This window comes from Arthrobacter sp. CAU 1506, from assembly GCF_005047635.1.
Lineage (GTDB): Bacteria > Actinomycetota > Actinomycetes > Actinomycetales > Micrococcaceae > Crystallibacter.
In genome coordinates this window covers 144,255-171,213 of record NZ_SUKC01000002.1, presented here as the reverse complement: position 1 = coordinate 171,213, position 26,959 = coordinate 144,255, and the positions used below count along the sequence as shown (strand labels likewise).

The window sequence follows — 26,959 nt, the reverse complement described above, 5'->3', positions numbered from 1 at the left end:
ACCGGTCCATCGTCTCATCGGCCCATGGCGCTGCCAACATCCGCCGTCGGTGGAGGTCCTGGCGTAAATTGGTGCTGTGATGATCGACCTGCACACGCATTCCACGGTTTCCGACGGCACCGAGCCGCCCGCCGCAGTGATGCGGGCCGCAGCAGCCGCCGGTCTGGATGTGGTGGCGCTGACCGACCATGACAGTACCGCCGGATGGGAAGCGGCCCACGACGCCGCGGCCGAGGCAGGCATCGGGTTCGTGCCGGGCATGGAAGTCACCTGCCGGACGGTCGAGGGCATCAGCGTCCACCTCTTGTCCTACCTGCACGATCCAGCACATCCCGGTTTGCTGGCGGAAATCGACAAGGCGCGCGATGCGCGGATGACGCGGGCCGAACGCATGGTGGAGCTGCTGGCCGAAGACTTTCCGATCACGTGGTCCGAAGTCACCACCAACCATCTGGGCCACGGTGCGACGATCGGCAGGCCACACATCGCCGACGCATTGGTGGCCGCCGGAGTGGTGGCCGACCGCAGCGAGGCCTTTGCCCAGATCCTGACCGCGCACTCGCGCTACTACGTGCCGCACTACGCACCGGACCCTGCCACCGCCGTCGCGTTAGTCCGTGAAGCCGGAGGTGTGCCGGTTTTTGCCCATCCCGTGGCCAGCAGCCGGGGCCGGATCGTGGGCGATGTTGTCTTTGCGCAGATGATTGAGGCGGGACTGGCCGGCGTGGAAATCGACCACCGGGACAACCCGGAATCCGGCCGGCAAAAGTTGCGCCGGATCGCCGCACGGCACGATCTTCTGGTCACCGGTTCCAGCGACTATCACGGCACCGGCAAGCCGAACCGGCTGGGCGAAAACACCACGGACCCGGAGATGCTGGACCGCATTCTGGCCCTCGGCTCCGGCGCGAAGCCCTACCTGCCGGGACGGCTCGCCCGCTGACTGGTTACGGCTTTGTTATGACCGTTTTCCGGTCCGGCCGCCGAAAAATGTTAGAGTCATGCTGCACTTGATGCTCCCTCCGGGCAAGTTTCCGATGTCCATGATCCGGAAAAACTGTCCCGACGGGCATCCCATGTCCCGCAGTTGACTGACAGACAGCAACTGCCTGTGTTGGACGGCGCGAGGACGATGCGCCGTCATTTTTGTGCCGCGGACAAGCGGCGGTTTTTGGGGTCCGGGTCAGTTCCGGGCGGGACAGCGCGCTTCGAATCCACCACCGGATTCCTCGGTCGATGCCTTTTTGGCCGGACCACACGGCAATCGAGCCTGCATGCTCGGCGCGCACTTGGCCTGGCTGGCATCCGGTGGGCTGGCCATGAACGAGAGGAACGGAATGACGCACGAAAATGCGGATTTCTACCAACTCAGCGGCTGGACTGTGATTCTGCTGCTTGTGCTGTTTTACGGCGGCACGCTCCTGATGTCTGCCTTCATCGGGAAGAAGAAAGAGAACGCCGACGGCTACATGACCGCCGGCAACAAGCTGGGCTTTGGCATTTCGGCGGCCAGCATGACGGCCACCTGGATCTGGGCGTCGTCCATGTATGCCTCGGCGACGTCCGGCTACACCTACGGTATTTCCGGGCCGATCCACTACGGCCTCTGGGGCGCTTTGATGATCCTGTTCATCTACCCCTTTGGCAGGCGGATCCGCGCGGTGGCACCGAAGGCGCACACGCTGGCGGAAGTGATGTATGTTCGCCACGGCCGTTCCAGCCAGCTGATGCTGGCCGGTTCCAACGTTGTTGGCAGCCTGATCAGCCTGACCTCGAACTTCATCGCCGGTGGCGCGCTGGTGGCGCTGCTCTCTCCGTTCAGCTTCGGCCAGGGCGTCATCGCCGTGGCAGCCGGCGTGCTGCTCTACACCCTGTGGTCCGGTTTCCGTGCTTCGGTGCTGACCGACTTCGCCCAGGTGCTGGCCATGCTGGGCGCCGTCGTCGTCATCATTCCTGCCGTGTTTTTTGCGGCAGGCGGACCGGGGATGTTTGAAGCGGGCGCGCAGAACCTGACGCCCGAGCAGTCGAACTTCTTCTCCAGCGAGGCCTTCCTGAACCAGGGCGCGCCTTACATCGCGGCGGTGCTGGCCTACGCCATCGGCAACCAGACCATCGCACAGCGGCTCTTTGCCGTGCGCGAGGACCTGATCAAGAAGACCTTCGTCACCGCCACGGTGGGCTACGGCGCCACCGTGATCGGCGTGGGCATGCTGGGCGTGATGGCCCTCTACCTGGGCCTGGCTCCGGCTGGCGGCGACCTGAACAACCTGATCCCGCAAATGGCTTCCACCTACCTGCATCCGATCCTGCTGGGCGTCTTCCTGATCATGATCATCGGGGCGTTGTCCTCGACAGCCGACTCGGACCTTTCGGCCCTGTCGTCGATCATGATGGCCGATGTCTATGGCCAGACCGTGGGCAAGGACAAGGCCAACGCCAAGACCATGCTGCTGGTGGGCCGCGTGACCATGATTGTTGCCACCGCGGCAGCACTGTACTTCGCCAGCGGGCAGATGAGCATCCTGGATCTGCTGGTCTTCGTGGGCGCACTGTGGGGCGCGCTGGTCTTCCCGGTGATCGCCAGCTTCTACTGGGAGAAGGTCACCAACAAAGCCTTCACCGTGTCCGTCGTGGTGGCATTGGCCACCTTCCTGCCGGTCCGTTTCGGCTGGCTGCCGATGGATGGCGCGATCGGCATCGTCTTCGACGTCATCTCGGTTGTCGGGATCGGCGTGGTGCTGGGCCTGATGGCCTTCGGCTTCTTCGGTCTCAAGTGGGCCAAGATCATTGCTGCCGCAGGTGCCATCATCGCCGCCCCGTTTGCGATCGGGAACCTGCACGACTACGCAGTCCTCAGCGGTTCCCTGGTCGCTTACGCGGTCAGCACCGTGGTCTGCTACCTGATGTCGGCACGCAGCACGATGAACTTCGACTTCGACACCATCAAGCAGCGCATCGGCGACTTCGACCCCGACGAAGCTGCAACGTCCACTGCCGATTCCGATGTCGCGGGCCACACCGCGGCGCTGAAGTAAGGAGACCACCATGGAGACTCTGCTCCTGACGGTTTACGTCCTCATCTGGCCGGTCATCGTGGCCGGCACCCTCTATGTCATCTCCCGCGGGTTCTTCAAGGAGTGGGCCGAGTCCCGCCGCGAGGGACGCAGCATCATCTAGCTGCCCAGCAGTGGACCCTGTTCCCCAACGACGGCGGGGCCCGGAACCAGTTCATGCAACTGATTCCGGGCCCCGCCGTTATTGAGGCTGCCTGCGGTGCCCAGACCGCGGTGCCCAGAGCGCGGTGCCCAGAGCGCGGCGCCCTGGCCGGCGCCGCAGGCCCCTGGAACCGCGTCAGCCGGCCGGCAGGGCTGCCGATTCTCCGGCCCCGACGGCGGCTGCCTCGCCGTTACCGACGGCGGCTGTCTCGCCGTTACCGACGGCGGTGGTCTCGACGGCATCGATGACCGTGGCATGGTTGCCCAGCCGTTTGCGCATGACGTCGATGGCCTGCGGATTTTGGTCCACGCAGACGAACTTCCGGTCCATCCGGGCGGCCACCGCGCCAAGGGTCCCCGAACCGGCAAAGAAGTCCAGGACCCAGTCACCGGGGCGGCTGCTGGCGGCCACCATGCGACGCAGCAGCCCCTCCGGCTTCTGCGTGGGGTAGCCGGTTTTCTCCCGGCCGGTGGGGGAGACGATGGTGTGCCACCAGACATCCGTGGGCAGTTTGCCGCGTGCGGCCTTCTCCGCAGTCACCAGGCCCGGTGCCATGTAGGGCTCGCGGTCCACTTCGGTGTTGTCGAAGTGGTAGGCCTTGGGGTTCTTCACATAGACCAGGATGTTGTCGTGCTTAGCTGGCCAGCGGTTGCGGGCCCGGGCACCGTAGTCGTAGGCCCAGATGATTTCGTTCAGGAAACTTTCGCGGCCGAACAGGATATCCAGCAGCACCTTGGCATAGTGCACCTCGCGGTAGTCCAGGTGCAGGTAGAGCGTGCCGTCGTCGGCCAGCAGGCGCCAGGCTTCGGACAACCGCGGTTCCAGGAAGGACCAGTAGTCGTCGAAGGCGTCGTCGTAGCTGGCGAGCGTGCCTTTGACCGTCTGGTAGGACCTTCCCTTGAACCCGACACGGTCGCCTTCGCCGTCGGCACTGCGGACCATCGAGGTCTGTTGCCGGCGCTGGACCCGCCCGGTGTTGAAGGGCGGGTCCAGATAGATCATGGTGAAGGCGCCGTCCGGCAGCGTGGGCAGGAAGTCGGCGTTGTCCGCCCTGACAACCAGCGAGCTGCCGTCCTGCGTCCAGCGGGCGTCGGCCACTATTCCCCGCTGGCGCCGTCGGTGCCCTGCTTGGCCGCCTGGTTGACGACCTCGCCGTTGCGGCGGCGGGTGCGCGACCGCTTCCGGCGGGGCTTCTCGGCGGAAGCGGTGGCCGGGCTCTCCGCGGGGGCCTCCTCGCCGCTGCGGCGCTGGCGGCGGTTGCCCGAGCCGGACCGGCTCTGCGGTCCGCCCTGGTGTGCGCCGGCGCGGCGGGATCCGCCACGGCCGCCGTCCTGCCGCTGGCCGCCGGAACGCGACTGGCGCTTGCCGGTCTCACCCAGGTCTTCGAGTCTTTCCGCGTCGATGCCTGCAAGCTTGCGCTGGCTGCGGGGCAGCCGGCCCTTGGTGCCTTCGGGGATGTTCAGGTCGGTGAACAGATGCGGCGACGAGGAGTAAGTCTCCTGCGGTTCCGGCACGTCCAGTCCCAGGGCCTTGTTGATCAGGCCCCAGCGCGGCACATCGTCCCAATCGACAAAGGTGACGGCGGTGCCCTTGTTGCCGGCCCGGCCGGTGCGGCCCACCCGATGCAGGTAGGTCTTCTCGTCTTCGGGGCACTGGAAGTTGATGACGTGTGTCACGTCCTCCACGTCGATGCCGCGGGCGGCAACATCGGTGGCAACCAGCACGTCCACCTTGTTGTTGCGGAAGGCCCGCAGGGCCTGTTCGCGGGCGCCCTGGCCGAGGTCGCCGTGGATGGCGCCGGCGGCGAATCCGCGGTCCACCAGTTCCTCGGACAGCTTGGCGGCGGTGCGCTTGGTCTTGGTGAAGATGATGGTCCGGCCGCGGCCTTCGGCCTGCAGAATACGGGCCACCACCTCGTCCTTGTCCAGGTTGTGCGCCCGGTAGACAACCTGGCGGATGTCCTTCTTGGTGATGCCTTCGTCATCCGGGTCGGCGGCCCGGATGTGCGTCGGCTGGGTCATGTAGCGCCGCGCCATGGCGACGACGGGTCCCGGCATGGTGGCGGAGAAGAGCATGGTCTGGCGGACGGCCGGGGTGGCGGCCAGCAGGGTCTCGACGTCGGGCAGGAAGCCCAGGTCCAGCATTTCGTCGGCTTCGTCCAGCACCACGATGCGGACGTTCTTCAGGCTCAGGTGCTTCTGCCGGTGCAGGTCGATCAACCGGCCCGGGGTGCCGACCACGACCTCCACGCCCTTCTGCAGCATCTCGATCTGCGGCTCATAGGCTCGGCCGCCGTAAATGACGGCAACGCGCGCATTGCGCTGCTTGGAAGCCGTGGTGAGGTCGTTGCCAACCTGGACCGCCAGTTCGCGGGTCGGCACGATGATCAGGGCCTGCGGCGCGCCGGGAACCGGAAGCTTGTCGAAGCCGTCGTCATCCGGCCCGATGACCCGCTGCAGCGCTGGGATGCCGAAGCCCAGGGTTTTGCCGGTGCCGGTCTTGGCCTGGCCGATGATGTCGTGGCCGCCCAGGGCGACCGGCAGGGTCATGGCCTGGATCGGGAAGGGGTGGGTGATGCCGGCGTCGAAGAGCGAACGCACAATGTCCGCGCGGACATTAAAATCGGCAAAGGTCTGCTTGGGCAGTTCGTGCGGGCGTTCGTCCGAGGCCAGCGAGGCCTCCACGGCGAGTTCTTCGGCGCTGTTGTCAGCGTGGATGAGCTGTTCGCCGCCCACTTGGATGTTGTCAGTGTTCAATTACATACCGTTCATTCAGGCGCCGACGCCGCCGGTGCTCAACGGTCCTGCCACAGATGATGCGGCAGCGGAACAAAGCGGAAGCGTGGCGCAACCAGTGGAAGCCGATCGCGGGCTAACAACTGCTTTCCCGGCCGGCCGGAAACGGCAGGCAAGGAGGTTTAAGATCGCGTAGGGGCTGATCTGTTGATGGATTCAAATCACTCAATCAACGACCGGGCATCCAGTACTACACCATTAAGTCTACCGGTGCGGGGCAAACCGGGCTTTTCGGCGCACCGAAGGACGGCTATCCGTCGGCCAATTCGAAGCGCAGGCGCCGTTCCTCGATATCCGCCACGGACAACCGGACGCGCACGGTGGCCCCTGCCTCCAGGATCCCCGTGCAACGCGCGGTGACCGGAGGATCGCTGAGCTGGACCACGCCATACGGCTCTTGGGCGCCGTTGCCGTTGCCGTTGCCATTGCCGCTGCCTTTGCCGCGGCCCGCCACCAGGACTTTTCCGTTGCCGTTGCGGTTGCCGTGGCTCCCGTTTGCGCTGCCGTTGCCGTTTCCGTTTCCCGGGCTGCGGGTGCCGGTAATGACCACGGCGTCGAATTCCTCGCCGACCCGGTGGCTGAGCAGCGCCGTTTCCACCGCGTCCAACGCCGCGCGGTCCACCCGCCCCGCCAGCTGGTCGGAGGCCGCCATCAGCTTGGGCAATTCGTCCAAGGCATCGCGCGCCCACTGCGGCACAGGCTCACCGGCGCACAGCGCATGGCAGATCACCAGCACAAACCGGTCCACCAGCCGGCGCAGCGGCGCGGTGGTGTGGGCGTAGGGGGCGGCGATGGCTGCCTGGAGCTGTTCGGCGGGCAATTCGCCATCGAACGGCGTGTAACCGGCGCCGCGGAACAGCGCCGTGGCCGCATGCATCAGGGCCAGCTGCTGGGGATCGGTGGTGTCCAGGCTGCGCAGGTAGTCGCCGTAGGCCACATCATGCGGCCACGGGAAGCCCAAGGCCTCGGTTTGCCGGCGGTACTGGGCTTCGGCCTCGGCATCGGGTCCCGGCATCGTGCGGAGGATGCCGATCTTGCCTTCCAGCATGATCCGGGCTGCCGCCATCCCGGTCATCAGCGAGATTTGCGCATTCCAATCCTCCACCGGCAGCGGGGGCTTGGTGACAATGAAGTAGTGTCGGCCGTCGTGGGCGATTTCCTGGTCCGGAACATTCAGGCTGGCGCCGCCTCGCTCCCGCTCCAGTTCCACCCGTTTGAGGCCCACTTCCTTCAGAAGCAGCAGGGTGGGTGCCGCGTCGCCTGAATCGATGTCCTGCTGCACCTGCTCATAGTTCAGCTTGGCCCGGCTGCGTACTTTGGCCCGTTCGAGCGAGGCCGCGGTAACGCGGGCACCGGCGTCGAGCTCAAAACGCCACACGTAAGCCGACCGCAGCTGGTCCGCCAACAGCGACCCGGCTTCCTCGCCGATGACGTCCGGATGCAGCGGTATCCGCCCGTCCGGGGCGTAAATGGTTTGACCCCGCCGGCGCGTTTCGGCATCCAGTTCCCCGCCGGCCGCCACGAACGACGGAACATCGGCGATCGCATACCAGACCGTGTAGCCGGCGTTGCCGGACTCGATGTACATCGCCTGGTCCAGATCGGTGGATGACGGCGGGTCGATGGTGACGAACTCCAGCGACGTCAGATCGGTCTCCGGCAGTTGGTGGGCGGCAACGGCGGCGTGCGCTTCGGCCAGTGCGCCCGCGTCGAACTCCTGCGGCAGGTCGAACTCTGTCCGCAGGTCATTCAGCACCCGCGCCAGCAGGTGCTGGGACTCGTTGACCTTCGAATCCAAATGCGGGGACGGCACAGGGTTAGCCTAACGGCAGCCGTGGCGAAATGGGACGCTACCCTTGAATTCATGAGCACCGAGAGCACTGTGCCCGCGGCGGCCGGAGAGGATTCCGACCGCCGCCGGCAATTCCTGATCGACCTGTACGGCGTCATGGCCTACGGCGAACTGTCCGCCTTCGAGCGGTTCTCCTCCGACGCACGCTTTTCGCCCACCCTGCACGACCGCGCTGCGGTGGGGCGGCTCGCCGTGACCGAGTTTGAACATTTCGAGGCGGTGGCCGCCCAGCTGGAGCAACTCGGCGTTGACGTCGAGACCGCGATGGCCCCGTTCCAGCCCTCGATCGATGCCTTCCATGACCGGACGAGGCCGGCCGACTGGTACGAATCCTTAATGAAGGCCTACGTCACCGACGGCGTGTTGGGCGACTTCTACCTGCACATCGCCGGCGCACTCGACAGCGAGACGCAGAAGCTGGTGGCCCGGATCAAGGAAAACACCGAACAGATTTCGATGATCGCCGCCCGGCTCAAGCAGGTGCTTGCCGACGATCCGCGGCTGTCCTCGCGATTGGCCTTGTGGGGGCGCCGCCTGGTCGGCGAGGCGCTGACCCAAGCGCAGCGGATCGGGATCGAGCGGGCCGTCCTGAGCGAGCTGATGCGCGGCCAGGATCCGGACCGGCAGGCCCGAGCCACCGAAGAGCTGTTTGCCCAGCTGACCCAGAACCACTCCCGGCGGATGAACGATCTGGGCCTGACCGCGTGAGCGGAGCCCTTCAAAGCCGGCGGTATCGCCGGTAGGGTGGCGGTCAGGACGGCCCCTCAACAGCACGCGCTGGCTTGGGCGGCGGTGCCGGGCGGCCGTCCCTAGCCGTGCAGTGGACCCGGGAGGACAACGTGGGACGTGCCAAGGACGTACTGAGCAGCGAAGAGATCGACCGGCAGCTGGGCGGACTGCCGCAGTGGCGCTACGCAGGGGGAGCGCTGGTCAGCGTGTTCACTCTGGACAACGGGCGCGAGGCCCTGAATTTCATTGCCGCCGTGGGCGACCTCGCCGAGGAGCAGCAGCACCATCCGGACCTGGACTGGCGGTACAACAAAGTGTTCCTGCGGTTCACCTCGCACGACGCCGATGCCGAAGTCACCACACGCGACGTGTCCGCGGCTGCGGCCGTCAGCGTGCTGGCGCGGAAGCTGTCCGCGGACGCGGACCCGGAGGCCTACCCCGGGTAGCCCTATCTCAGCCCAGCAGCGCGGTCAGGCGCTCGGTGTCCCGCTGCACGCGGCGGCGCCCGATCAACCAGGCACCCGTCCATGCAGCGGGAACGGCTACCGCCATGGGCAGCAGCCACGACAGATAATGCACACCGGGCTCGGAGGCCAGGCCCGCGGCCGTCAGGATGAACCAGAGCAGTACCGCCGATGCCACCGCTATGCCGGGCGGCAGCAGCACGCCATAAGCGCTCCGGCGTGAGTCGACGGCCCACACCGTGAAACCCACGGCGGCGGCTACCAGCACCAGCAGGACCAGCGGCACCATGACGGCTAGAGCGCGCCGAAGCCGACGGGACGGGGGCCTTCAGCGCCGATTTCGACGTAGGCCAGGACGTTGGACGGAATGATGACCAGGCGCCCCTTGGCATCGGTCAGGCGCAGTTCGGCACCGCCGTTCATGGCCCGGCTGGCAATCTCGGCCACTTCGTCCGGCGACTGCGACGAATCGAGCACAATTTCACGGCCGACGTTCTGCATGCCGATCTTGACTTCCACGCTGATGCCTCCTGCTTGAATGCTGTTTGCGGGTAGGTTCCCTACTGGCGAATCTATCCTAGGGTTCCTTCGGGAAGCGTGAAATTCCGCGCCAAGCTAAACGGTAGATCAGTTCGCTGGCGGCGTCCTGGTCCAGGTCGCCGCCGGCACGCAACCAGTGCCGCGCGCTGATCTGCGCCATGCCGGCCAAGGCACGGCCCAGCAGGGTCGCCTCGACCTCGGACAGCTTGGTGTCCTCGGCGATGACATCGGCGATGGCACTGGCCAGCCGCGCGTTGAAGTCCTCCAGCCGGGAGCTCACATCGGGGTCGTTGTTCAAATCGGATTCAAAGACCAGCCGGTGGGCCTGGCTGTCCTGCGCGATGAACTGGTAGTAGGCGCGGATCGTTGCGTGCACACGCAGTTTGTTGTCCGTGGTCGAATTCAAGGCGGCCATCAGCATGGCATTCAGCGATTCCAAGTGATGGTCCAGCAGCGCCAGGTACAGCTCGCGCTTGCCCGGGAAGTGCTGGTAGAGCACCGGCTTGCTCACGTGGGCGGCGTCGGCGATTTCGTCCATCGCCGCCGCGTGGTAGCCGTTGGCCACAAACACCTCATGCGCCGCCTGCAGCAACTGGCGCCGCCGTTCCTCCCGCGGGAGGCGGGTGGGTCTGGCAGCGGGGCGGGGTTCTGTCGTCACGGCGATACACGGCCTCTTCCGGCGCCCGGTCAGGATCGCAGCGCCACAGTAGGTGTCAGTCCCGACCAGTTTACGCACCAGTAACCGCTCAGCGGCGTAGATTGGAACAATGACCACCCAGGGACCCGGGCAGCTGCCGCCGCTGGTGGAGCCGGCGGCATCGCTCACCAAGGACGAGACCGAACGCTACTCGCGGCACTTGATCATCCCGGAAGTAGGCATGCTTGGCCAGCTCCGGCTGAAGAACGCCAAGGTGCTGGTAATCGGCGCCGGCGGCCTGGGCTCGCCTGCCATGCTGTATTTGGCCGCAGCCGGTGTGGGCCGGATTGGGATTGTGGACGACGACGACGTCGAGGCCAGCAACCTGCAGCGCCAGGTCATCCATACCGTGGCCGACCTGGGGCGCAGCAAGGCGGCCTCGGCGCGGGACAGCATCCTGGCCCTGAACCCCGGCGTCGACGTGGTGCTGCACGAAGTGCGGCTGTACTCCGGGAACGCGCTGGACATTTTCGCCGGGTACGACGTGATCCTGGACGGCACGGACAATTTCGCCACCCGGTATCTGGTGAACGACGCCGCCGCGCTGCTGGGCAAGCCGTACGTGTGGGGCTCCATCCTGAGATTCGACGGACAGGTCAGCGTCTTCTGGGATGCCTACGGCCCGAACTACCGGGATCTCTACCCGGAGGCGCCCCCGCCCGGCTCGGTGCCGTCGTGTGCCGAGGGCGGCGTGCTGGGCGTGCTGTGCGCCCAGATCGGGTCGGTGATGGTGAACGAGGCGATCAAGCTGATCACCGGAATCGGGCAGACCCTGCTGGGCCGGGTGCTGATCTTCAACGCGCTCCAGATGAGTTGGCGTGAGCTGAAGGTGCGCAAGGATCCGGACGCCGAGCCGATCACCCGACTGATCGACTACGAGGCCTTTTGCGGAGTGGCCCCGGTGCGGACCGTGGACTCTGACCACGCCGTGGACGCCCGCACGCTCTCCCGCATGTTGGCCGACCGCGATGCCGGCACGCGGGATTTCCAGCTGATTGATGTCCGGGAGTCCGGCGAATACGAGGTGGTCAGCATTCCCGGTGCGGTTCTCATCCCGAAGGGCCGGATCCTGTCCGGCGAGGCCATCGGTGACCTGCCGCGGGAGCAAGACCTGGTGTTCCACTGCAAGTCGGGAGCGCGCTCATCCGAGGTGTTGGAGAGCCTGCTGGCGCAGGGCTATACGCGGGTGTCCCATCTCGACGGCGGAATCCTGGCGTGGGTCAGGGACGTGGAGCCGGCCAAGCCCGTGTACTGAGGCAACGCCCGTCTGTATCGGGCCAGCCGCCGTCGCTCCGGAGGCGGCGGATCAGGCGGTGGCTGCGTCGTCGTCGCGCACCACTGCCACCGGACAAGAGGCGGCATCCGCGGCTGCCGGCAGCACCGGTTCCTCCACCGTGATGCCGTACAGCGCTTCGAGCGCGGCAAAGTAGCGGTCCTGCTCGCCGCTAGCGGCCAGCTCGCGCGCCCGCACGGTGGGCAGGTGCAGCAGCTGCTTGACCATGCGGCGCATGGCGAATTCGACTTCCTGGGCCGGCCCTGTGCAGCCGTGCTGGGAGCGCACCTTCTCCAGCTCGTTCTCCAGCACCTGCATGGTGTGCTTGCGCAGTGCCACGATGGCCGTGTCCACGCTGCGTGCCTGCTGGCTGGCTTCGAAGCTGCGGGCCGCGGTGGCCACGATCTCCGCGGCCTGCTGGACCGATTCCGCCTGTTCTTCGGGCGCGGCCATGCGCACGGATTCCAGCGTGATCAGTTCCACGCCCTCGAGCCCGCCAACGGCAGGGTCGAAGTCGTGGCTCAGCGCCAGGTCGATGATGGTCAGCGGCTTGTCGACGCCGGTGCGCACCTCGGCCACGCGCTCGGCGCTGACCTGGTTGTCGCCGCCGCTGCATCCGATGACCACGTCGGCGGCGGCAATGGCCGGGCCCAGCGCGGCACGGGTCAACGGTTCGCCGCCCCGGGTTTCGGTGAATGTCTCGGCGCGTCCGGACGAGGAATAGACGCTGATCTGGGTGCAGCCGCGCTCGCGCAGCAGCGCCATGGTGGCTCCGGCATACGCGCCGGTGCCGAAGAGGACAACCTGCTTGCCCGACCAGTCCTTGTCGGCGGCCAGATCGGTGGCCAGGTCTAGGGCGACGGAAACGATCGAGAGCCCGCGTCCGCCGAGGGCGGTCTGCGTGCCGACATCCTTGGCGGTACGGGAGGCGGTCTGGAACAAGCGGACCAACCCGCCGCTGGCTGTGCCCTTCTCCTGGGCTTCGATCAGCGCCCGGCGCACCTGGCCGGCCACCTCGCGTTCGCCGACAACTGCAGAATCGAGGCCGGCCCCAACGGCGAACAGGTGCCGGGCAACATCCTCGCCGGTGTTCAGATCGAAGGAGTCGGCGACCAGTGATTCGTCCAGACCCGAGCTGCGGCTGATCTGCTCGATCAGGGCGGCGCGGGCGGATTCGAGATCGGATTCGCTCTCGGCCTCGCAGTACACCTCCACCCGGTTGCAGGTGGCCAGGACGACGGCGCCGGAGACCGGGGACCCGTCTGCGAGCACGCCTGTATCGATCCGGGAGGTGCCGGCGCTCAGGCGGGCGACCGTTTCCAGATCGACCTTGGAATGAGTTGCAACGAGTGAAAGTAAGACCACAGCGCCTCTATCTTAGCGGGAAGGAAGCCTCAGCTCATTCAAGCTTCGCCCATTAACCCTTTGTTAACCTGCCTCCCGCGCCGTCCGCGGCGGTGAGATTGCCCACTTCGGCCTGCGGGGGAGCGGCGTTGCGGCTGGAAGCGCGCCGCCCGGTTGGCCAGAAGTGCAGCCACTGGATGAGAATCTATGTCATGACACTGAATGCTTCCCATCCTTTGGTGGACGGGCGTACCGCTGACTCCGACCTGATCACTGCCTACCGCGGAGGCAAGCCCGGCCGCCGTCCTGTCTGGTTCATGCGGCAGGCCGGCCGGTCACTGCCCGAATACCGGGAAGCACGCCAGGGCATCGCCATGCTCGATGCCTGCCTCAAGCCCGAGCTGGCCTCCGAGATCACGCTTCAGCCCGTGCGGCGTCACGACGTGGATGCCGGAATCTTCTTCTCGGATATTGTCATCCCCTTGAAGCTGGCCGGCGTTGATGTGGACATCGTCCCCGGCGTGGGCCCGGTCCTGGGTGCCCCGGTCCGCACCGCCGCCGACGTGGCCGCTTTGCCGGAGCTGACGGACGAGGCGCTGGAGCCGATCCGGGAAGCGGTCCGGCTGACCGTGGCGGAACTCGGCAAGAAGCCGCTGATCGGGTTCGCCGGCGCACCGTTTACGCTCGCGGCATACATGGTGGAGGGCCGGCCGTCCCGCGACCATCTGGGCCCGCGCACCATGATGCATGCGGATCCGGAGACCTGGAACGCGCTGGCCGCTTGGGCCGCCGACGCGTCCGGCAAATTCCTGCGCGCCCAGCTGGAAGCCGGCGCCAGCGCCGGGCAGCTGTTCGATTCCTGGGCCGGTTCGCTCTCGCTGGCGGACTACCGTCGGCGGGTAGCCCCGGCGTCGACCCGCGCCCTCGACCATGTCCGCGATCTGGACGTCCCGCTGGTCCACTTCGGCACCGGCACCTCCGAACTGCTCGTCGCCATGCGCGACGTTGGTGCCAACGTGATCGGCGTTGACTACCGGCTGCCGCTGGACGAGGCGAACCGCCGGTTGGGCGGCCGCACGCCGCTGCAGGGCAACATCGATCCCGCGCTCCTGTCGGCGCCCTGGGAGGTGCTCGAGGCGCATGTTCGCGATGTGCTGGCCGCCGGCAGCGCCGCGCCCGGCCACGTGGTCAACCTGGGCCACGGGGTGCCGCCGGAGACCGACCCGACGGTATTGACCCGCGTGGTCGAACTGATCCATTCGGTGGCCCCGTAACCATGCAGCACCCCGTCCCGCAGCACGCCTCCCGGCGCTCCGACCGGCAGACCGGGCGCAAGCCCAAGCCGAGCACCGCCGTCGTCATCGGTGGCGGAATAGCCGGTCTGGTGTCCGCCCGCGAGCTGGCCCTGGCCGGCGTCGAGGTGACGGTCCTGGAACGCAGCGCCAGCTTCGGCGGCTGCGTGACGCGGCACGAACTTGGCGGGCTGACGCTCGACGCCGGCGCGGAGTCCTTCGCCACCCGCTCCAGCGTGGTCTCCGACCTGGTCGCCGAACTCGGGCTGGGCGCCGACCTGGTGCAGCCGAACCCCGCCGGTGCCTGGATCCAGCTGCCGGACGGCGCGCAGCGGCTGCCCAAGACGGGTGTGCTCGGCATCCCGGCGGATCTGGCGGACCCGGACGTGGTCCGGGCCATCGGCCGCCGGGCAGCGCTGCGTGCCTCCGGCGACAAGGTCATGCCGCTGGGATCGTTGCTGCGCCGCGAGCAGCTCAGCCTGGGCGAACTGGTGCGAACCCGGATGGGCGAGGGCGTGCTCCAGAAACTGGTGGCGCCGGTGGTCGGCGGAGTGTACTCGGCGGATCCCGATGTTCTGGAGGTGGATTCGGTGATGCCGGGGCTGCGCGCCTCGGTGGCCTCGCACGGTTCGCTGACTGCTGCCGTGGGCGCCATCCGCAAGGCTGCCCCGGCCGGATCCAACGTGGCAGGCATCGCCGGCGGAATGGGGCGGCTGACCGAGGCGCTGCTGGCTGACCTGAAGACCCGCCACGTTTCCCTGCATGCGGGGGCGGCGGCCACTGCGGTCGGCAAGCACGACGACGGGTGGTTGGTGGAGTCTCCAGCGGGCACCTTCACGGCGGACGCGGTGATGATGGCCGCCGACGGCGGTGCCGCGGTCCGGCTGCTGGCAGGCCCGGTGCCGGCGCTGGCCGGACTGGAACCCGAAGCCGGCCCTTCGGTGGCGCTGGTGACGCTGGTGGTGGATCTGCCCGAGCTGGACGCGATGCCGCGCGGAACCGGTCTGCTGGTGGCGCCCTCGGTGCGGGAGATCAAGGCGAAGGCCCTCACCCACGCCACCGCGAAGTGGCCGTGGCTGGCGGACGAGGCCGGCCCGGGCAGCCACGTGCTGCGGCTTTCCTACGGGCGCGCGGTGGGGCAGCAGGGAGCCGAGGACTTCACCGGCTGGAACGACGACGCGCTCTACCGGCAGGCGCTGGCCGATGCCACCTCGCTGATGGGCGTGGGCATTGGAGACGACGACGTGGTGGGTTGGAAGGTGGTCCGCTGGGTCGGAGCGCTGCCGTCCGCGACGCTGGGACACCGCGACCGGGTAGCTGCCGTGCGCCGCGAACTGGCCTCCCAGGCGGGAATCGATGCGACCGGCGCGTGGCTCGCCGGCACCGGTTTGGTGGCCGTGGTGGGCGACGCACGCCGCCGCGCACGGGAGCTCGCAGCCCGGCTGCAACCCGCAGCTTGATCTTCTACAATGTGTAGAAGCAAAGTTTTCGATTAATTACGATGCAGAAGGCAGACTGGTAAGCATGAGCGAATCGGCAAAGTCAGAGTCAGCAACCCCCGCCTCGGGCGGCACCGACGAGGAGCTGTTCTACACCCTCTGGACGGTTTTCAAGCGCACCGGTGCACCGGCGGACCCGTCCGCTGTAGCAGCGTTCGATGACACGGTTGCAGAACTTGCCGGCCGCAAGGTGACGCTGCGCGGCGCCTACGATGTTTCCGCCATGCGCGAAGACGCCGACGTGATGATCTGGCTGCACGGCCCGCAGCCGGACGAGCTCCAGGCCGCCGTGCGCGCCATCCGCCGCACCGGCCTGTTCGCCGCCACCGAGCTGGTCTGGTCCGCCATGGGTGTCCACCGCGACGCCGAGTTCAGCAAGAACCATGCGCCGGCCTTCTCGCTGGGCAAGGAGCCGGAAGCCTGGCTCTGCGTCTACCCGTTCGTGCGCTCCTACGAGTGGTATCTGCTGCCCGCCGAAGAGCGCGGCAAGATGCTGCGCGACCACGGCATGCTGGGCCGTGACTACCCGCAGGTGCTCGCCAACACCGTGGCCTCGTTCGCCCTGGGGGACTGGGAGTGGATCCTGGGCCTGGAAGCCCCCGAGCTGATCGACCTGGTGGACCTGATGCGTCACCTGCGCTACACCGACGCCCGCAACCACGTGCGCGAAGAGATCCCGTTCTACACCGGCAAGCGCATCAGCACCGCCGAAATCGCCGAGGTGCTGCGATGAGCCAGCCAGCCGAACAGTCCTTCGACCCGCGAGCCGGCGTGGCCCCGGACGGGACGATGCAGCCGAAGAAGTACGACGCGCTGCTGCTGGCCTCCTTCGGCGGACCCGAGGGCCAGGACGACGTCATTCCGTTCCTGCGCAACGTCACCAGCGGCCGCGGCATCCCCGACGAACGGCTCGAGGAAGTCGCCACCCACTACCGGGCCAACGGCGGGATCAGCCCGATCAACGCGCAGAACCGTGCGCTGAAATCCGCCCTGGAAGCCGAGCTGGCCCGCCGCGGAATCAACCTCCCGGTGCTCTGGGGCAACCGGAACTGGGATCCCTACGTCACCGACGTGTTCAAGGAAGCCTATGATGCCGGCCACCGCCGGGTGCTCGCCGTGAGCACCAGCGCCTACGCCGGCTATTCCAGCTGCCGCCAGTACCGCGAGGACTTCGGCATGGCGCTGGTGGAGACCGGGCTGGCCGGAAAGCTGGAAGTGGACAAGGTCCGCCAGTACTTCGACCACCCGGGCTTCGTGGAGCCCTTTGTGGAAGGACTCGCCGAAGGCCTGAACCGGGTCCGCGCCGACCTGGCCGCGCAGGGGGAGGGGGACGCTCCGATCCACATCCTGTTCGCCACGCACTCCATTCCGACCGGGGACGCCGAGAACGCCGGCCCGCGCGGTGTGGAGTACGAGGGCGGCAGCGCCTACGTGGCACAGCACCTGGCCACCGCCCGCGCGGTACTGGAACGGGTGCCGGAAGCTGCCGGCGTCGATTGGTCGCTGGTCTACCAGTCCCGCTCCGGCGCGCCGCACGTGCCGTGGCTGGAACCGGACATCAACGACGCCATCGAGGAACTGCCGGCGCAAGGCGTCAAGGGCGTGGTCATCGTGCCGCTGGGCTTTGTCAGCGACCACATGGAGGTGGTCTGGGACCTGGACACCGAGGCGCTGGAAACATGCCGCACCCTCGGCCTGGCCGCCGCCCGCATCCCCACGCCCGGCGTGCACCAGAAATTCGTCGAGGGCCTGGTGGACCTCGTCTGCGAACGGACCGTGGACCAGCATCAGGCGGAGCGCCCCGCGCTGAGCGCGTTGGGCCCGTGGATGGATGTCTGCATGCCCGGCTGCTGCGCCAACCGCCGCGGCGAGAAGCCGACCGTTGCCGGGATGGATTCGACCGTCGGGGTGGTGGCGCAGCCATGACCGTTACCGTGCGCGTGGGCACCCGGGCCAGCGCCCTGGCCGTCACCCAGACCACGACGGTGGCCGAGGCCCTGGCCGCCGGGGGAGCGCTGAAGTACGAACTGGTCAGGATCAAGACCGAGGGCGACGTGCTCAAGGGCTCGCTGGCCCAGATCGGCGGCACCGGCGTGTTCGTCGCCGCCTTACGCGAGGCCTTGCTGGACGACCGCTGCGACGTGGCCGTGCATTCGCTCAAGGACCTGCCCACCGGTGTGGCGGAGGGGCTGCAGATCGCAGCCATTCCGGTGCGGGTGGACGTCCGGGACGCGCTGTGCGCCCGCGACGGCCTGACCCTTGCCGAACTGCCGGCCGGGGCCAAGGTGGGCACGGGTTCGCCGCGCCGGGCCGCCCAGCTGCGCGCCGCCCGTCCGGATCTGGACGTGGTGGACATCCGCGGGAACGTGGACACCCGGCTGGGACGGGTCAAGGGACTGACCGGTGAGCCGAGGGTGGAAGGAAAGCACGCCGATCTTGACGCCGTCGTGCTCGCCGCCGCCGGACTGGCACGCCTGGGCCGGACCGAGCATGTTACTGAACTGCTGGACCCGTCGGTCATGCTGCCCGCTCCCGGGCAGGGAGCCCTGGCGGTGGAATGCAGGGTGGCGGATGCAGCAGCCGGGACCGCTCTGGCGGGCGCGCTGGCCGATTACGACGACGCGGAAAGCCGCCTGGCCGTGACTGCCGAACGCTCGCTGCTGGCGCGTCTGGAAGCAGGCTGCAGCGCTCCGGTGGGCGCGCTGGCTCGGGTCGAGGCCGGCAACCTGGTGCTCAAGGCAGTGGTCTGCAGCCCCGACGGCAGCCGGCTGCTGCACGGCGAGCAGCAGGTACCGGCCGCCGGCTCCGAGGACGCTGTGGCGCTGGGGGCCCGACTGGCTGAAGAGCTGCTGGGCAGGGGCGCCGGCGACCTGATGAGCCAGGCTGGCCGCTGACCATGGCGTTGCTGCGGCAGCGCGGAGCGCCGGAAAACCAACTCGCCGGGCTGCGGGTGGTCTTGCCTCGCACCCCGGACCGTGCGGCCGGGATGGCTGCCGAACTGCGGCGGCGGGGCGCCTCGGCCAGCGTCATGCCGCTGATCGACTTTGAGCGGACTGACAATCCCGGCGAACTGGACGAAGCGCTCACCCTGCTGGCCCAGCACAAGGTGGACTGGCTGGTGATCACCAGCATCACCACGGTGCGGGCGCTGAAAGCCTGCGCATTGGACCGCGGAACCAGCCTGGCGGCCCTGGTCGGCGACACCAAGGTTGCCGCCGTCGGTACGCCCAGCGCCAGGGCGCTGGAAGCAGAAGGACTCTCGGTGGACCTGGTTCCGTCCGGCAGCATGGACGCAGTCGGCCTGGTGGATGCTTGGCCGCTGCCACCCGACGGCGGAAGCCGCTCGACGGATCGGATGATGGTGTTGCTGCCGCAGGCGGACATCGCCGCCCCCACGGTCTTCGAGGGCCTGATGGCAAAGGGCTGGCAGGTGCTGCCCGTGACCGCCTACCGGACCGTGGACTATCCCGCCCGGCCCGAGCTCCGGCTCACGGCAGCGTTGGAGATCGCCTCCCTCGAGCGCGCCGACGGCCTGGAGCTGATCACGGTTGCCGATTTCCGCAGCCGCGCGTTCGACGGCGGCGTCGACGCCGTCATCCTGACTTCGCCCAGCGTGACGCGGCGGCTGTCCGGCCTGCTTGACCACTGGCCGTCCGGCGTCCGGCTGATCGCCATCGGTGCCAGCTCGGCACGGCAGGCGGCCGAGCTGGGGCTGCAGATCGCGGCCACGGCTGCCGAACCGACGCCGTCGGGCATTGCCGACGCGCTCGCACAATCGCTGGGGCACCAGCCCACCGAAACGGAAGGAACGCCATGAGCTTCCCCTATCACCGGCCCCGTCGACTGCGGGCCACCGAAGCGATTCGCCGGATGACCGCGGAGGTCCGGACCCATCCGAACCAGTTGATCCTGCCCGCGTTCATCCGCGAAGGCATCAACGAACCGGTGCCGCTGCAGTCCATGCCGGGCGTGGTCCAGCACACCACGGACTCGCTCAAGCGGGCGGCCGCCGAGGCCGTGGAACTGGGGCTGGGCGGCATCATGCTCTTTGGTATCCCGGAGGTACGCGATGCCGTCGGCAGCGCAGGCGTGGACCCCGACGGCGTCCTGAACCGCGCCCTTGCCGATGTGAAGGCCGAGGTCGGCCACGACCTGGTGGTGATGGGCGACGTGTGCCTGGACGAATTCACCGACCACGGGCACTGTGGCGTCCTGGCCGAGGACGGCACGGTGGACAACGACGCCACGCTGCCGATCTACGCGGAGATGGCGGTGGTCCAGGCGGCGTCGGGAGCCGACGTGCTGGGTCCTTCCGGCATGATGGACGGCCAGGTGGCTGTGATTCGCCAGGCGCTGGACGAGGCCGGATACCAGGACACCGCGATTCTGGCCTACGCCGCCAAATACGCCTCGGCCTTCTACGGTCCCTTCCGCGAAGCGGTGGATTCGCAGCTGACCGGAGACCGGCGGACCTACCAGATGGATGCCGCCAACCGGCGGGAAGCCATCCGGGAAGTGGAGCTGGACCTGGCCGAGGGCGCCGACATGATCATGGTCAAACCGGCGATGAGCTACCTGGACGTGCTGTCCGACGTGGCGGAAATGTCCCCGGTCCCGGTGGCTGCCTACCAGATCTCCGGCGAGTACGCGATGATCGAGGCGGCCGCCGCCAACGGCTGGATCGACCGGAAGGCCGCCATCCTTGAATCGGTCCTCGGCATCCGCCGCGCTGGTGCCGATATGGTGCTGACCTACTGGGCCCCTGAACTGGCCCGCTGGCTGAAGTAGCCACCCCCGATTCCCTGCCGCCTGCGGGCACCACAGTCCGCAGCGGACTGAAGCTGTGAGATAAGGAACCATGACCATGATTGAAGCCGTCCGCTCCGAGGAACTCTTCGAACGCGCCCGCCAGCTGATGCCCGGCGGCGTGAACTCGCCGGTGCGGGCCTTCGGCTCAGTCGGCGGAACTCCGCGGATGATGGTCAGCGGCAAGGGCGCCTACCTCACCGACGCCGATGGCCGTGAGTATGTGGACCTGGTCTGCTCGTGGGGGCCGGCCCTGCTGGGCCACGCCCACCCGGGTGTGCTGGAAGCCGTGCACTCCGCAGTGGACCGCGGCCTGTCCTTCGGGGCGTCGACGCCGGCCGAGTCAGAGCTGGCCGCGTTGGTGGTCGGCCGGGTCTCCGCCGTCGAACGGCTGCGGATGGTCTCCACCGGCACGGAGGCAACCATGACCGCGGTGCGGCTGGCCCGCGGCTACACCGGCCGCAACCTGATTGTGAAGTTTGCCGGCTGCTACCACGGCCACCTGGATGGACTCTTGGCCGCCGCGGGCTCCGGACTCGCCACGCTGGCGCTGCCCGGTTCGGCCGGCGTCACCGAGGCGACGGCCGCCGAGACGCTGGTGTTGCCGTACAACGACATCAGCGCGGTGGAAGAGGTCTTCGCCGCCCGCGGCAGCCAGATCGCCGCGGTCATCACCGAGGCGGCACCTGCCAACATGGGCGTGGTCACGCCGGCCGACGGCTTCAACGCGGCCCTGTCCCGGATCACCCGCGAACACGGGGCGCTGCTGATCCTGGACGAGGTGCTGACCGGGTTCCGGACCGGTTATGCCGGCTACTGGGGGCTGACCGGAGGCGCCGAGGGAGCCACCGATCCCTTCGTGCCCGACCTGCTGACCTTCGGCAAGGTGATCGGCGGCGGCATGCCCGTGGCAGCCTTGGGCGGCCGGGCGGACGTGATGGACTACCTGGCCCCGGTGGGCCCGGTTTACCAAGCAGGCACGCTCTCCGGCAACCCGATCGCCATGGCGGCCGGCGTCGCGACCCTGACCGCCGCAACGCAGGATGTCTACACGGCTATCGATTCCCGCTCGCGCGAACTGCAGGGCGCGCTGTCCGCTGCCTTGTCCGATGCCGGCGTGGACCACAGCATCCAGACAGCCGGGAACCTGTTCAGCGTGGCCTTCGGCACCTCGGCCAACGGCGTGCGCAACTACGCCGACGCGCAGGCCCAGGAGGCGTTCCGCTACGCGCCGTTCTTCCACTCGATGCTCGACGACGGCGTCTACCTGCCGCCGTCGGTCTTCGAAGCCTGGTTCTTGTCCGCCGCGCACGACGACGCCGCGATGGACAAGATCTTCGCGGCCCTGCCGGCGGCCGCGCGTGCCGCCGCGGCGGCCAAACCAACGGACTGAGCCCCTGCTCCAGGCCCGGCGCCGGACAGCGCCGGGCGCCCTCCGCCGTGCGCGGGCCGGACCATGGCATGGCAGACTGATGAAGAGGTCGGTCCCCGCGCGGGACCGGTTGCCGAATCGTCAAACCAAGGGAGCGCAGATGGGCCTGTTGTCCAGGCGCAGGCAAATGCAGGACAAGCACGACGGCGGTGCACGCACGACGCCGGAGGTGGCGCATCACCTACCGCCGCAGACCATGTGGTCGGACCATTTGGGCCGTACCGCCACCCGTTCGGCCCAGCTGCTGCTGGCGCTGGCGCTGGCCGTGGTGGTGATCTACGGGCTGCTGCAACTGCGTCTGCTGCTCATCCCGTTCCTGATTGCCCTGATCTTGGCCGCGGCCGTGTACCCGGTGGTGGGACTGCTGCGCCGCTGGGGTTGGTCGCCGGCGCTGGCGACGGCCACGGCGTTCCTCGGGATCCTCGCCGTTCTCGGCGGGGTGGTCACCGGGATCGTCTTCGCGGTCCGCAGCGAATCGGATGAATTGGTCCGCTCCGCCAGCGAGGGCTGGCTGAAGCTGCAGGAGCTGATGGCCAACTTCCCGCTGCCGGTGAGCCAAAGGCAGATCGATGAAGCGCTGGCCTCGGTGGTGGACTTCCTGACCAGCGCTGCCGCCGGGCGCAGTGCACTCAGCGGGTTGTCGACAGCGGCGGAAATCATCACCGGTGCAGTCCTGATGGCCGTCATCCTGTTCTTTTTCCTCAAAGACGGTCCGCGGATCTGGGGCTTCCTGCTCAGCTGGTTCCCGGCGGCCCGCCGGCCCAAGCTGGAAGAAGCCGGAACCCGTGCCGTTGACGTGCTGGGCAGCTACGTGCGGGGCACCGCTACCGTAGCCGCTGTCGATGCTTTTTTCATCGGCCTGGCCCTGTTCATCCTGCAGGTGCCGCTGGCGCTACCGCTGTCCGTACTGATCTTCATCGGCGGCTTCATTCCGATCGTCGGCGCCACCGTGGCCGGCGTCCTGGCCACCTTGGTGGCGCTGGTGGCCAACGGGCCGGTCGCCGCCCTGGTGGTGGTCGCCGTCGTGATTGTGGTGCAGCAATTGGAAGGCAACTTCCTGCAGCCGGTGGTGATGGGGCGCTCCGTGAGCCTGCATTCCCTCGTGATCCTGTTGGCGCTGACCGCAGGGACCATCCTGGGCGGCATCATCGGTGCGGTCTTGGCGGTACCGGTGACGGCGGTGTCCTGGGTGGTCATCCAGGTGATGACGGGACGGAACTCCGGCGAGCCGCCGGCACCGGTCCGGCAGCGCCGCCGGCCAGCGGTGCGCTGACCAAGAAAGACGAGGTCCCCGGAAGCGGAAGCTTCCGGGGACCTCGTCTTTTCCGTTGCGGACGCTGGGGTCAGCGACCTGGGACGGAGCTTAGAAAGCGGGGAACACGTCGCCGTTGGGCCAGGTCTCCTCGATGAACTTCTTCACGTCCGGGCTGTGCAGCAGTTCGTCAAGCTTGGCGATGGCCGGGTTGTCGTCGCCGGCCTTCCACGCCAGGAAGTTGGCATACGGGTTGTTCTCGGCGGATTCAACGACTACCGCATCCTCCGTCTTCAGGCCGGCGTCCAGGATGAAGTTGCCGTTGATGATGGCCAGGTCGACCTTCGGATCGTCGATCAGCTGGACCAGGATCTCGGGCTGGTTCTCCTCGAACTTCAGGCCCTTGGGGTTCTGCTCTTTGGTCAGCGTCAATGCCGCAGAATCGTCCTCGATGCCCTTCAGCAGGCCTGCGGCCTCGAGCATCTTCAGCGCGCGGGGCTGGTTGCCGGGGTCGTTGGTGACCGCAATGGTTGCGCCGTCGGGGATTTCGTCGACGGTCTTGTGCTTGGAGGAGAATCCGGCGTACGGCTCAATGTGGATGCCTTCGCCGTGCTCGAAATCGTAGCCCTTGTCGGCCACCTGCTGCTCGAAGAAGGCCAGATGCTGGAAATAGTTGGCATCCAGCGACCCATCGCTCAGGGCGATGTTCGGAGTCTGGTAATCGGTGAATTCCTTGATGTCCAGGTCGATGCCGGCGTCCTTGGCCAGGTTCTCGTCCACGAACTGCAAAATCCGGCCCTGCGGAACCGGAGTGGCACCCACCGTGATCGTCGTGGGATTGGCCGGATCCAGCGTGGCATCAGCGCTGGGGGTGGAATCAGAGCCACCGCAAGCCGTCAGCGCCAAGGCCGCAACCAGGCCGGTACCAATGAGGGTTAGTGCTTTACGCATCTGCGTGCGTTCCTTTCAACTAACCGGGGCAGCCGAAGGCGGCTCATCCCGGATATGGTGCAGCTAGCGGCTACTGGCTGCATTCCTCCGCGGCCTCGCGGCCGGCGGGAGCATGGGGGAGCGGGACTGCATTGTCCCTGAACTGACGGGTGACCGGTCAGACAGCGGTGGCGGGCTCGTGGCGCCGGTGTTTCTTGGCGCCCGCGGTGGCCGCACTGCGGTGGTCCACCCGCCTGGCGGAGGCGTCGCCGATCCACTGGATCATCTGGACGAGGATGACCATAATCACGATCGTGACCAGCATGACCGTGGTGTCGAAACGCTGGAAGCCGTAGTTGTAGGCGAGCTGGCCGAGGCCGCCGCCGCCGGTGAGGCCCGCCATGGCGGAGTAGCCCACCAAGGTGACCAGCGTCGTCGTGAAGGCAGCTACCAACCCGGGCAACGCTTCGGGAACCAGCACCTTGGCTACGATCTGCAAGCGGGTTGAGCCCATCACCAGTGCGGCATCGATCTTGCCGGAGCTGACATCCCGCAGAGAGGTTTCCACCAAGCGGGCGAAAAACGGCACGGTGCCGATGGTGAGCGAGACGCAGGCCGCAAGGGCGCCGATCGAGGTGCCGGTGATCGCCCGGGCCACCGGGATCAGCGCGATCATCAGGATGGCGAACGGGATGGACCTGGTGATATTCACGATCACGTCGGACACAATCCGGTTGGTTACCCGCATGGGCCGCAGGCCTCCCGGTGCGCTGGTGTAGAGGAAGATACCCAGTGGCAGGCCGATCAGCAGGACAAAGGCACCCGAGACACCCACCATCAGCAAGGTTTCGCCGAGGGCTTTGGGCAGGGCGTTGGTGAGGGCCGGGTTGGTCATCAGTTCGTCGATAAAGTTCATGCTGTCTCTTCCTGGACGACGCGTACGGCAACGCCCTGGCCGGTCAAGTGACGGGACAAGGACGCGGTGTCCGCACCGGTCGGCAACTGGATGCGCAGGTGGCCGAACTGGGTGCCGGCCAACGACTCCACGCTGCCGGCCAGGACATTCAGGTCCATGCCAAAGGCGCGCGCGGCCCCGGTGAGCACCGGTTCCGACGCGCTGTCGCCTGAATACAGGATCTCCAGCACCGTGCCGCTGCCGTTCGTTTCGGCCGGCGGCAGGGGCAACAGCGTGGTTGACAGGCGGCCGCCGAGATCGGCCGCCACATCGCGCAGCGGACCATGTTCGACGATCCGGCCCGCCTCCAGGAGCGAGACCGAGTCGCAAATGCGCTTGATGACCTGCATTTCGTGCGTGATCACCAGCACGGTCAGCTGTAGCCGCTGCGTGAGGTCGTGGATCAGCGTCAGGATTTCATCGGTGGTCTTCGGGTCCAGCGCCGACGTGGGCTCATCACAGAGCAGGACGTCCGGATCAGAGGCGAGGGCACGGGCAATGCCGACGCGCTGGCGCTGGCCGCCGGAGAGCTGGGACGGGTAGGCGTTCTCAAACCCCTCGAGTCCGACCAACTTGAGCAGCTCGGCCACCTTGGAACGGATCGCCGCCTTGGGCGTCTTGACGAGCTCCAGCGGATGCGCCACGTTCTGGGCGGCGGTGCGCGAGTCCATCAGGTTTGCATGTTGGAAGATCATCCCGATGCGGCGCCGGGCCGATCTGAGGTCGGCGTCCCGGGCTGCGCTGAGTTCCGCCCCGTTGATCGACACGGAGCCCGACGTCGGGCTGTCCAGCAGGGTAAGGCAGCGCACCAAGGTGGACTTGCCGGCACCCGAATGGCCGACGATGCCGTGGATTGACCCCTTGGGAACGGACAGGCTGACGCCGTCCAGGGCCACCACTTCGCGATTGCCCTGGCGGTAGACCTTGCGCAGGTCGGTAACGGTGATCATGGAACCTCGGGGAATTGAAGTCAGGAAGCATTGGCGGACGCCATAGCACGCGTCGCCGCCAAGTCTTAATTATGACAGCCGCGCCAGTGCGCCGGAATTCGACAAGAGGTTGCGTCACACGGCGACCCGAAGTTGACAGAAGGGTGATCGATGGGATCGACGGAGTTGCGGGTCCGGGGGTTCCTCAAACAGTCACAGGCATCAAGCGGACGGGCCAGACGCCGTCCACGACTGCTTCCGGATCAGTGCGCCGCAACCATTCCTGAAAGCTGGCCGCCTGTTGGGCGCACCAGCCGATTTGCCGTTCATGCAGTTCGACGGCGTCGATGCACAATGCTGCATAACGGCTCGCGAGGGCATCCGCGACGCCGATGGTTGCCAGGGCGTCCGCCGCCGACGTGTGCGCAGCCTCCAAGCGCACCCCGTAGAGCTCGCACAGCGCTACCAGGGTGCGTTTCCCCCGCCGGTAGCGGTCCATCTGCTTGTCCAGGATAAACGGATCAATCACCGGAGCCGCCGTGGGGGCTGGGAAGCCGTAGCGCGAGCATTCGTTGGCCAGCACGGTGAAATCGTAGGCGGCGTTAAAGGCCATGACTGGAATGCCGGCGTCAAAGAGCGCTGCCAGCGACTCGGCAATCCCGGCCGTGGCGGCGGCCGCGTCGAGGCCTTCGGCGCGTGCCCGCTCCGTGCTGATCCCGTGGATCGCTGCAGCTTCGGCGGGAATGTCGACGCCGGGATTCACCAGCCACTCGCGCTCCTGCACGGGACGTCCCGCTTCGTCGACCAGGACCAGGGAAGCCGTGACGATCCGGGCAGTATGCGGATCGCGGCCCGTGGTTTCCAGATCGAATGCGGCCCGGGGGCGTTCATGCCAGCTGTTCATACCGGTAACCGTAGCCGCCGGGTCGGACGAAATCCGGGAGGCGCAGCGGC

26 protein-coding genes are annotated in these 26,959 nt (G+C 67.5%); 15 read left to right on the top strand and 11 right to left on the bottom strand.

Annotation, left to right across the window (positions count from 1 at the left end):
- Positions 1 to 76 precede the first annotated feature (76 nt).
- The 3 genes from E4J89_RS03450 to E4J89_RS19655 all read left to right on the top strand — a co-directional run bounded on the left by E4J89_RS03450 (position 77) and on the right by E4J89_RS19655 (position 3,177).
- Complete coding sequence (locus E4J89_RS03450; RefSeq protein ID WP_136784711.1) at positions 77 to 943, top strand: PHP domain-containing protein; 867 nt, start codon at positions 77 to 79, stop codon at positions 941 to 943.
- 394 nt (positions 944 to 1,337) lie between these two features.
- Positions 1,338 to 3,035 carry a sodium:solute symporter family protein gene (locus tag E4J89_RS03445; RefSeq protein ID WP_136784710.1) on the top strand — a complete coding sequence of 566 codons (1,698 nt, stop codon included), beginning with the start codon at positions 1,338 to 1,340 and terminating at the stop codon, positions 3,033 to 3,035.
- Positions 3,036 to 3,045: 10 nt separating this feature from the next.
- The gene (locus E4J89_RS19655; protein WP_240691681.1) at positions 3,046 to 3,177 is read left to right on the top strand and encodes a putative transporter small subunit; all 132 of its coding nucleotides are present in this window, start codon (positions 3,046 to 3,048) and stop codon (positions 3,175 to 3,177) included.
- 174 nt (positions 3,178 to 3,351) lie between these two features.
- Here the strand turns inward: E4J89_RS19655 and E4J89_RS03440 are convergent, their stop codons facing one another.
- From E4J89_RS03440 to E4J89_RS03430, 3 genes are all read right to left on the bottom strand, one after another.
- A complete protein-coding gene (locus E4J89_RS03440; RefSeq protein ID WP_240691680.1) occupies positions 3,352 to 4,314 on the bottom strand; it encodes a DNA methyltransferase in 963 nt (320 codons plus the stop codon).
- Positions 4,314 to 5,951, bottom strand: a complete 1,638-nt coding sequence (locus E4J89_RS03435; RefSeq protein ID WP_240691714.1) for a DEAD/DEAH box helicase — start codon at positions 5,949 to 5,951, stop codon at positions 4,314 to 4,316. The genes E4J89_RS03440 and E4J89_RS03435 overlap by 1 nt, the downstream gene beginning before the upstream one ends.
- A 310-nt stretch (positions 5,952 to 6,261) precedes the next feature.
- Positions 6,262 to 7,824, bottom strand: coding sequence for an RNB domain-containing ribonuclease (locus E4J89_RS03430; protein WP_136784709.1), 1,563 nt, complete (start codon positions 7,822 to 7,824; stop codon positions 6,262 to 6,264).
- A 51-nt stretch (positions 7,825 to 7,875) separates the two neighbouring features.
- Between E4J89_RS03430 and E4J89_RS03425 the strand changes: the two genes are divergently transcribed.
- Both E4J89_RS03425 and E4J89_RS03420 read left to right on the top strand, forming a co-directional pair.
- The gene (locus E4J89_RS03425; RefSeq protein ID WP_136784708.1) at positions 7,876 to 8,571 is read left to right on the top strand and encodes a ferritin-like fold-containing protein; all 696 of its coding nucleotides are present in this window, start codon (positions 7,876 to 7,878) and stop codon (positions 8,569 to 8,571) included.
- 131 nt (positions 8,572 to 8,702) lie between these two features.
- A complete protein-coding gene (locus tag E4J89_RS03420) occupies positions 8,703 to 9,038 on the top strand; it encodes a 4a-hydroxytetrahydrobiopterin dehydratase (RefSeq protein ID WP_136784707.1) in 336 nt (111 codons plus the stop codon).
- 7 nt (positions 9,039 to 9,045) lie between these two features.
- Here E4J89_RS03420 and E4J89_RS03415 read toward each other — a convergent pair whose 3' ends face one another.
- From E4J89_RS03415 to E4J89_RS03405, 3 genes are read right to left on the bottom strand one after another with little or no spacing between them, the layout of a single operon-like run.
- Positions 9,046 to 9,345: a hypothetical protein gene (locus E4J89_RS03415; protein WP_136784706.1), complete on the bottom strand. Its 300-nt coding sequence runs from the start codon at positions 9,343 to 9,345 to the stop codon at positions 9,046 to 9,048.
- Between the two features lie 5 nt (positions 9,346 to 9,350).
- Positions 9,351 to 9,575: a DUF3107 domain-containing protein gene (locus tag E4J89_RS03410; protein ID WP_136784705.1), complete on the bottom strand. Its 225-nt coding sequence runs from the start codon at positions 9,573 to 9,575 to the stop codon at positions 9,351 to 9,353.
- Between the two features lie 58 nt (positions 9,576 to 9,633).
- On the bottom strand, positions 9,634 to 10,254 hold the full coding sequence (locus E4J89_RS03405; RefSeq protein ID WP_240691679.1) for a TetR/AcrR family transcriptional regulator: 621 nt from the start codon (positions 10,252 to 10,254) through the stop codon (positions 9,634 to 9,636).
- Positions 10,255 to 10,363: 109 nt separating this feature from the next.
- Between E4J89_RS03405 and moeB the strand changes: the two genes are divergently transcribed.
- Positions 10,364 to 11,548, top strand: a complete 1,185-nt coding sequence (gene moeB / locus E4J89_RS03400) for a molybdopterin-synthase adenylyltransferase MoeB (protein WP_136784704.1) — start codon at positions 10,364 to 10,366, stop codon at positions 11,546 to 11,548.
- Positions 11,549 to 11,599: 51 nt separating this feature from the next.
- Here moeB and E4J89_RS03395 read toward each other — a convergent pair whose 3' ends face one another.
- Positions 11,600 to 12,931 carry a glutamyl-tRNA reductase gene (locus E4J89_RS03395; protein WP_136784703.1) on the bottom strand — a complete coding sequence of 444 codons (1,332 nt, stop codon included), beginning with the start codon at positions 12,929 to 12,931 and terminating at the stop codon, positions 11,600 to 11,602.
- A 191-nt stretch (positions 12,932 to 13,122) separates the two neighbouring features.
- Between E4J89_RS03395 and hemE the strand changes: the two genes are divergently transcribed.
- From hemE to E4J89_RS03350, 9 genes are all read left to right on the top strand, one after another.
- On the top strand, positions 13,123 to 14,184 hold the full coding sequence (gene hemE / locus E4J89_RS03390) for a uroporphyrinogen decarboxylase (protein ID WP_136784702.1): 1,062 nt from the start codon (positions 13,123 to 13,125) through the stop codon (positions 14,182 to 14,184).
- A 2-nt stretch (positions 14,185 to 14,186) separates the two neighbouring features.
- Complete coding sequence (gene hemG, locus E4J89_RS03385) at positions 14,187 to 15,662, top strand: protoporphyrinogen oxidase (RefSeq protein WP_136784701.1); 1,476 nt, start codon at positions 14,187 to 14,189, stop codon at positions 15,660 to 15,662.
- A 64-nt stretch (positions 15,663 to 15,726) separates the two neighbouring features.
- On the top strand, positions 15,727 to 16,434 hold the full coding sequence (hemQ, locus tag E4J89_RS03380) for a hydrogen peroxide-dependent heme synthase (protein ID WP_136784700.1): 708 nt from the start codon (positions 15,727 to 15,729) through the stop codon (positions 16,432 to 16,434).
- A gap of 56 nt (positions 16,435 to 16,490) precedes the next feature.
- Positions 16,491 to 17,627, top strand: a complete 1,137-nt coding sequence (locus E4J89_RS03375) for a ferrochelatase (protein WP_240691713.1) — start codon at positions 16,491 to 16,493, stop codon at positions 17,625 to 17,627.
- Positions 17,624 to 18,595, top strand: a complete 972-nt coding sequence (gene hemC, locus E4J89_RS03370; protein WP_136784698.1) for a hydroxymethylbilane synthase — start codon at positions 17,624 to 17,626, stop codon at positions 18,593 to 18,595. The genes E4J89_RS03375 and hemC overlap by 4 nt, the downstream gene beginning before the upstream one ends.
- 2 nt (positions 18,596 to 18,597) lie before the next feature.
- Positions 18,598 to 19,518: a uroporphyrinogen-III synthase gene (locus E4J89_RS03365; RefSeq protein ID WP_136784697.1), complete on the top strand. Its 921-nt coding sequence runs from the start codon at positions 18,598 to 18,600 to the stop codon at positions 19,516 to 19,518.
- Positions 19,515 to 20,489: a porphobilinogen synthase gene (gene hemB / locus E4J89_RS03360; RefSeq protein WP_136784696.1), complete on the top strand. Its 975-nt coding sequence runs from the start codon at positions 19,515 to 19,517 to the stop codon at positions 20,487 to 20,489. The genes E4J89_RS03365 and hemB overlap by 4 nt, the downstream gene beginning before the upstream one ends.
- A 76-nt stretch (positions 20,490 to 20,565) precedes the next feature.
- Positions 20,566 to 21,900: a glutamate-1-semialdehyde 2,1-aminomutase gene (gene hemL, locus E4J89_RS03355; protein ID WP_136784997.1), complete on the top strand. Its 1,335-nt coding sequence runs from the start codon at positions 20,566 to 20,568 to the stop codon at positions 21,898 to 21,900.
- Between the two features lie 139 nt (positions 21,901 to 22,039).
- Entirely contained in the window at positions 22,040 to 23,212 is a 1,173-nt protein-coding gene (locus tag E4J89_RS03350; protein ID WP_136784996.1) for an AI-2E family transporter, read from the top strand.
- A 90-nt stretch (positions 23,213 to 23,302) separates the two neighbouring features.
- Here the strand turns inward: E4J89_RS03350 and E4J89_RS03345 are convergent, their stop codons facing one another.
- The 4 genes from E4J89_RS03345 to E4J89_RS03330 all read right to left on the bottom strand — a co-directional run bounded on the left by E4J89_RS03345 (position 23,303) and on the right by E4J89_RS03330 (position 26,909).
- Positions 23,303 to 24,142, bottom strand: coding sequence for a MetQ/NlpA family ABC transporter substrate-binding protein (locus tag E4J89_RS03345; protein WP_136784695.1), 840 nt, complete (start codon positions 24,140 to 24,142; stop codon positions 23,303 to 23,305).
- A gap of 157 nt (positions 24,143 to 24,299) precedes the next feature.
- Positions 24,300 to 25,037 carry a methionine ABC transporter permease gene (locus E4J89_RS03340; protein WP_136784694.1) on the bottom strand — a complete coding sequence of 246 codons (738 nt, stop codon included), beginning with the start codon at positions 25,035 to 25,037 and terminating at the stop codon, positions 24,300 to 24,302.
- Positions 25,034 to 26,026, bottom strand: a complete 993-nt coding sequence (locus tag E4J89_RS03335) for an ATP-binding cassette domain-containing protein (protein WP_136784693.1) — start codon at positions 26,024 to 26,026, stop codon at positions 25,034 to 25,036. The genes E4J89_RS03340 and E4J89_RS03335 overlap by 4 nt, the downstream gene beginning before the upstream one ends.
- Before the next feature lie 184 nt (positions 26,027 to 26,210).
- Positions 26,211 to 26,909: a 3'-5' exonuclease gene (locus tag E4J89_RS03330; RefSeq protein ID WP_136784692.1), complete on the bottom strand. Its 699-nt coding sequence runs from the start codon at positions 26,907 to 26,909 to the stop codon at positions 26,211 to 26,213.
- Between the last annotated feature and the right edge of the window lie 50 nt (positions 26,910 to 26,959).